6 protein-coding genes are annotated in these 6,925 nt (G+C 49.2%); all 6 read right to left on the bottom strand.

The window, feature by feature from the left end; all coding sequences use genetic code 11:
• Positions 1 to 107 precede the first annotated feature (107 nt).
• Positions 108 to 1,742, bottom strand: coding sequence for an HlyD family efflux transporter periplasmic adaptor subunit (locus RMO84_RS10575; protein WP_310488426.1), 1,635 nt, complete (start codon positions 1,740 to 1,742; stop codon positions 108 to 110).
• Positions 1,743 to 1,881: 139 nt separating this feature from the next.
• Entirely contained in the window at positions 1,882 to 4,026 is a 2,145-nt protein-coding gene (locus RMO84_RS10570) for a peptidase domain-containing ABC transporter (protein WP_310488425.1), read from the bottom strand.
• A gap of 155 nt (positions 4,027 to 4,181) precedes the next feature.
• Positions 4,182 to 4,382: a hypothetical protein gene (locus RMO84_RS10565; protein ID WP_310488424.1), complete on the bottom strand. Its 201-nt coding sequence runs from the start codon at positions 4,380 to 4,382 to the stop codon at positions 4,182 to 4,184.
• A 287-nt stretch (positions 4,383 to 4,669) separates the two neighbouring features.
• Positions 4,670 to 4,912, bottom strand: a complete 243-nt coding sequence (locus RMO84_RS10560) for a hypothetical protein (RefSeq protein WP_310488423.1) — start codon at positions 4,910 to 4,912, stop codon at positions 4,670 to 4,672.
• 428 nt (positions 4,913 to 5,340) lie between these two features.
• A complete protein-coding gene (locus RMO84_RS10555) occupies positions 5,341 to 5,556 on the bottom strand; it encodes a hypothetical protein (protein ID WP_310488422.1) in 216 nt (71 codons plus the stop codon).
• Positions 5,557 to 5,711: 155 nt separating this feature from the next.
• Positions 5,712 to 6,925, bottom strand: a 1,214-nt coding sequence (locus tag RMO84_RS10550) for an AraC family transcriptional regulator (protein WP_310488421.1), incomplete at its 5' end; no start/stop codon positions are given.

The following is a 6,925-nucleotide window of genomic DNA, read 5'->3' as shown; positions in this document are numbered from 1 at the left end:
CGATCGTTGATACGATTACTGCGGCGACCCGAGGGTACCCAAAGATCTACGGTCATTATTAATATTTTCGGGTCATTCCCTATCCACTATCTTCGCCCCGCGCCCCGCTAAGTAAACAACCGCGCTTTGCGAAGCATAAATTGCAAAACAGTTTCTTCCTTGGCAATAATGTCCGCACGTCCATCCATCCCCGATCGAATCTGGCAAGTCTTCCCACCCTGTGACAGTGTCAGGGCATCGGGGACGATCGTTGCTTCATAAACACCATTAGCAGGAGCTTGTGACTGCTTATCGGGATTATTGCCCCCATTCTTGTCGATCGATTTGGCATCGGCAGAAACCTCCCGAACTTTCCCCGAAACAACGCCATAATCGGTATGTGGACAGGCTGAAACCCGCATTTGCACTGGGTACCCAACTTTAACATTATCGATATCGGCACTAGCGACAGTAGCCATAATATTTAGTGGCGTCACGGTAGGAATAATTTTAGCAAGTCGATCGCCAGGATTGACTACTTGCATACTGTTGCGCAAATTGAGTTCCTGAATCGTCCCCGAGATTGGAGCCAAGATGGGAGTAGGTTTGAGTTCGGTGGCAATTTGATGGAGTTCTTGGGTGATGGAGGCGATTTGATTGGCCGTTTCGGCTCGCTGCTGGAGCAATTTTTGCCGCTCTTGTTGGCGGCGGGCGATCGCCGCTTGGGAATTGGCACGTTCGCTGGCGATTTTCTGGACGATCGTCTCTGACTCGGCGCGGAGGGGATTGAGAGCAACTTGAGTCCGGTGGAATTTGGCTTTGGCGGCGGCAACTGTTTGCGCGACTCGGGCGACAAGCTGTTGTTGTTTGACGATCGTGGCTTGTTGAGCGGCGATCGATTGTGCCTGTTGGGCGACGGATAATTGGGCTTCTTCGAGGAGGTTGGTAGAAATTGCGCCCGCAGTAGCAACACTTTGGTAGCGTTGCGATTTGGCGGTGGCCGCTTGGTAGCCAGATTGGAGAGATTTGAGATTAGCCTCGGCGACCGTTAATTCCGCCTCGGCAGCTTGCTGTTCTTTTTGAGCAGTTTTCCAATTGGCTTGAGCTTCGGCAACATCGGCTTGAGTGGCGATCTGTTTGTCGCGATAGTCGCGCTCGGCACGACTGAATTCGGCACGACTCCCGGCAATCGTGCGATTGCTTTGCTCGATTTCCGCAGTTCCTTGCTGTTTGAAGGCTATGAGCTGGAGATCGATCGTCCCTAGTTGGTGTCGGGCCTTTTGAATATCCCCGATGAGTTGGCTGCGTTTGGTTTTCAATTTATTTTCCAACCGTAAGTCTTTGACAGTGGCGATCGGATCGCCTTTACGCACGGTTTGGTTTTCGCGGACGGAGATACTCAAGACCGAACCTTCGATCGTCGATTGCACCAATCGGACTTCCCCCATCGGACGAATCGCGGCTGGAGCTTGAACGGTAACTTTATATTTTAAGACCGCACTCAGGGCGATCGCCCCACCAAAACTACCTACCATGACCATGCCACCGACGACCATCCACCGCCCGATCGTCGGTAAAAACTCTTCTGGCGTAGTCTGATGTAAGATCTGATAATCTAGCTCCTTGGGAAATTGGATCGGGGAACCGCTTCTTTCGGATTCGGGTTCGCGGACAATCTTGGTTAGAATCGTGGTCTTGGTTGCATGTTCGGTAAAGGTGTCTTCTGGAGCACCGCTAGTGCGATTGAGTTGAGAGTTATCCATAGCTCAGTTACCAATGAGGGATTAGGCTGTAGGGATCGGGGGCTTCAGGAGCAGGGGACTAAAAGAGCAGGAACTACCCCTCCTGTGACATCCCACGCCGCTGTGGCGATCGGTTGCAGATCGACAGCACCTAGTTATTTCAAGAATTTAAGAAATCGAGATGTTCGCCGGGAACTCGGGATAACTCGGCAGGGGAACCAGTGAGTTTGAGTTCGCCACGATCGAGTAATACCACCAGATCGGCGCGCCTAATGACCGCCGGACGATGGGCGATCAGGATGGTTGTTTTGGAGTGGCGATAGGAGAGGAGGCGATCGAGGACTTCGGCTTCTAGAGCGGGGTCGAGGGCTGCTGTAGATTCATCCAAAATCAGGATCGGCGGATTGGAGACGATCGCCCGAGCGATTGCCAATCTTTGCAGTTGTCCCCCCGATAGATTCGCCCCAAATTCGCCCAGCACTGTATGATATTTGTCGGGCAACTCGACGATAAACCCGTCCGCACAGGCAATCTCGCAAGCCATGACGATATCCTCGAAAGCCACTTCTGGATTGGTCAACTGAAAATTTTCGACGATCGACCGACTCCAAAATTGTGGGGTTTGAGGAACGAGCACTACCTGTTGGCGCAAGCATTCGAGGGAGATGTCTGATTGCGAGTACTTACCATAGCGAATATTGCCAGATTGCACGGGGTACAAGCCCGTAATTAGTTTAGTCAGAGTACTTTTACCGCAACCCGATCGACCGACGAGGGCAGTAACTGCGCCACCCGGAATGCTCAGATTAAAATCTTTGAGTAAAGCCACTCGTCCCGCATGGTGAAAGTTGAGGTTATGACAGGTAATCCCCTTCGTCGCACTAATTCTGACTCGCGGCTTGGGTCGATCGAGGTCTTCTTCGACGGGAGTGTCCAAGACTTCCCCGAGGCGTTCGACCACAATTTGAGCGGTAATAAATTCGTCGATCAAACCGACGAGCATACTCAAAAAGCTAAATAAATTGCCGCTCATCCCCGTAAACGCGATCAGTTGTCCGATGCTCAACGTGCGATCGATTACCAAATAACTACCCAACCACAACAACCCGATCGAGGTGAGACTGCCGATCGCCTGAGTAATCGTACTGGTATAGATTTCGAGCTGGGTAGCTCCCCATTCGAGATTGGCGAGGCGACCGAAATTGCGCTGATACTCAGACCAGGCTTGAGGTGTAGCTTGACTGGTTTTCAGAACCATCGCGCCGCGAAAAGTTTCCACCAAAAAGCCCTGATTCTCGGCACTTTCAGCCATCAGGCGGCGGGTTTTCTGCTGTAAGCTGGGGAGAAATAATAAATTAATAACAATAATTGCGATAAAAGCAGCTAGTGCAGCGACAGTGAGGTGAACGCTATAAACCAGCATCAAACCTAGTGACACCAGCGCGATAAAAAATTGACTGGGTAATCCCAGGACTAATTGGGAGACTAAATTGTGAATCTGGCGCACGTCGGCAAGCCGACTGACGACTTCCCCACTGCGATGGGCATCGAAATAAGTCAGTGGCAGCCGGAGGAGTTTAAAGCCGTAATCGAGATTGAGTCCCAACTTCAATCGCTGCCCGAAGTGCGCGATCAGGTTTGCTTGAATCAGCCCGATGACGCTCCGAAACAGATTGAGGGCGATCACAGCAGTCCCAACTGTCATCAATAACTGCCGATCGCCGCGCACCAAGACATCATCCGTGAGTATTTGCATGACGATCGGTAGCGTCAGTGCCAGCAATCCCACCACGATATTAATCGCGATCGCCTGCAAGATAATGCCTTTATAGGGCAAAACTCGCTGGAGAAACATCCCGAACCCACCCACTTTGTCCTCTGGTTGCTCGCTAAACCGACCGGGATCGGGTTCGAGCAACAGCAGAATCCCGTTCGACCAATTAGTGACTAGCTCCTGATGGGTAACGTCGCGCATCCCCGTGCCCGGATCGCCGATCGTATACTTCTGCCGCTTCTGACCGTACAGTACCACCCAATGATTGCCCTGCCAGTGAATAATTGCTGGCAGCGGTGCCGCATCCAGATTTTCGATCAGTTGGGGCGTAGCTTGCACCGGACGCGCATTGAATCCCAAGGCTTCGGCTCCTCGGCGCAATCCCAATAATGTCGTCCCGCGTGCCCCCGTTCCGACCGCCGTCCGGACGCGACCGATCGCAAACGTGCGACCGTGATGTTTGGCAACAGTAGCCAGACAAGCAGCCCCACAGTCTTCTTCATTTTGTTGGCGAACGATTTTGGCTTTCATCGATGATGTTCCCTCTCAAATTTTAGGGGCATCCCAGTTACGATCTTTTTGCTCGTTCGAGCAGATGCTCACTAGTTTTACTACTAGAGATTTTCTGTTCGGCAGCTATGTTCGCAACGGGGATGCTCCCAGGATCGCAAGCTAATTTTCGCTAATTAGAGACGACGCTTTCCTCCGAGGAAAAAATTAAAGATGTAGTAGTTATTTTGAACGCCGTTGCCGCCATTAACCTGAATTGCGCCCACATCACCAAGATTAAACTCTTGTTTCCAGCTACCGCCATTGACACATTCCGCCCGATCTTCGGTAATTTCCTGCCACATAACTCGATCGGCTTTAGCAATAGAATTTGTCATTTTGTTTGACTCCATTGTGAAATTTACAGACTGACACTACTAACAATAGTTGCTATTTTCGATCCTAAAAACAGCATTTTTGCTGATTTATTGCTGATATTTAAATTCTAGTATTATTTATTACAAGATAATCGTTTTTATCGATAAAATATATATAGCCAAAAAGAGATCGTTCTTTTTAAAAAGAACGATCTTCACTCGCTTTGGAGATATTTAAATTCCAGTTCCTTCGATCCGCAAGCCCCGCCGTGTCAGAGATCGCAGCGACTAAGATCGTCATAATTAACCTAGTAACTATATTGGGTGTTGTAATACCCATAGCCAGGATAATATGTATAAACACTATAATAGTTTTGTCCGTAAGCCTTGCCATTTGAAAAGATATTTACTTGGGCTTGTCTGTCTCCAGTCTGCTGAACTGCACCGAGCGTACCATAAACAGCAAGACTCATACTGCCACCATTCAGGTGTGCAGCTCGATCGTCATCGATTTCCGTCCACAATTCAACAGTTATTTTTTGACTTTTCATTAGTTTTGCTCCCAAGTGACTGCGCTAAACATATCGATGTCATAACTTTACGAGCTTTGCTAACTCATGTATATTCCATTTGCGAATTTACTCAGGTAGGCATGTTCGTTTTGGATACATGTCTGCCGCAGAGACGGTTTCAAAGGTCGATTACTTTTATTAGCTCGAAATAATAAATTCAGCGGTCTGACAATATCGATCGCAGCCACAATGCCAGCCACCCCTCAGATAAATAAGGGTGGCTGGCGATCGGTTGTAAAGACTAGACTCAATTTATAGCTCGCGGCGATCGCGATCCTAAATAGTTGATTCGTAAGCACAATTAAGTTCGGGTTATGCGATCGAGATCGCGCCCTTAGGCCATCTTCCAGGCAATGCTGACGATCGACAATTTAGGAATGCTAAAAAATGTCTAGTACTCGTAACTATTAGTAGTAGTAAGGTTTAGATGCTTTGCCTACTGGGTAGACATTAAATTGATAGCCATCGCCTGCATTTTGTTGGAGGGAACCGACGCCACCAGCAATAGAGATATTTAAATTAGGGCTATAGCCATAACCATAGCCGCCACCACCATTGAGATTTTCTGTTTGGCTTTCATCGAGTTCGTTCCACAATTTAGCAGTTACTAATTCGTTATTCATGAGCTTTTCTCCGGTTTGATATTATTAACATGCTTTAAAAGCAATATCAGAATTCTATGAGATTAAACTAATGATGTATATTCCATTTGCGACGCACTCAAGATGAGAATAGGCGTTTTTGGGATAGTCGATCGACTAAATATCGGCGTTGCTGACTATCTGGCTAGATAAGTTCGAGCGTTAAAAAAGCGACGCCATCCCCACCACAAGCTCGATCCGAATGGCCGATCGGTTAGCGGCGGATTAACACCACCGATGACTCGTGCCGATCGCGGCTCGTCGATTTTTTGCCAGAGGGGAGATTCTCCGTCAGGATTGTTAGATTGGCGGCGGCGTTTCAATGTCTCCGATGGTTTTTCGCCAAATAGCTGCTGGTACTCTTTGGCAAACTTACCGCCTTGGGTAAAGCCATACTGCATCATCACATCGACAATTTTGATATCGCTGGGAGCGGCTTCTAATTCTTGGCGGATCCGCTGGAGTCGGGATTGGGTCAAAAAGCGCATTGGCGAACAGCCACAGTGGTGTGAAAAGGCTTTTTGGAGCAATCGCGAACAGACTTGAGTAGCAGCCGCGATATCCCCAAGTTTGATATCTTCATGGAGATGGGATTCAATAAAGGCGCGGGCTTTACGGACATGACAGGCTAAGGCACCATCAGTCTGATACAGTAGCTCCTCAGTGTAGTTATTTGGCAAGCCCTCGACAGCACAATCTAGAAATGCCTGTTCCAACTTTTGCATGACTAATGAAGCGGTGGCGGCACCCTCGCCTTGGGTACTTTCCCAGAGAAATTGGAGCAGTTTCTTGAGACTTTGCCCTAACTCGCTGGTCAGATCGATGCTGGGCGCGAAGATCGCCGGTTGTCGCAACGGTCGATTTAGCAAACTACTTAATGTTGACTCGATCGAGTCGCGCTCGATCGCAATTACCAGTGCTTTACCGGCTGAGCTGGCAAGACTCGACAATTTTTGACCGGGATTGACGATTGTAGCGGGATCTTGCTGGCCATTTAAGCACGGCTCTGGCTGGGATGGGGATGGTACGGTCGCGATCGTGTGGACGAGCGATCCAGCTAAGACTAGATAAATGAGGTAGCGGGTATCGAGCGGATCTTGCTCTAGATGAAATGCTCCTTGCCATTGAAGATCGAGGATCTGGAAATTGGTAGTGATGAGGTGATGACTATGGCACAATTGGCTAGTTACAACCGGATCGATCGAGCGGATCTGATGCTCGCCAATGATGTTGGCAAGCAGTGCTGAGGTGCGATCTGTATCTCGATCTACATTCTGCAAAGACCCAACTGTAGTGCGCGGGTGATGATGATGGCACGCAGGTAACTGTTCGAGCTTCCGCATCCGCTGGG

This window comes from Chamaesiphon sp. VAR_69_metabat_338 (assembly GCF_031423935.1).
Lineage (GTDB): Bacteria > Cyanobacteriota > Cyanobacteriia > Cyanobacteriales > Chamaesiphonaceae > Chamaesiphon.
Note: the sequence above shows the minus strand (reverse complement) of the source record. Positions and strands in the feature narration are given on the sequence as shown.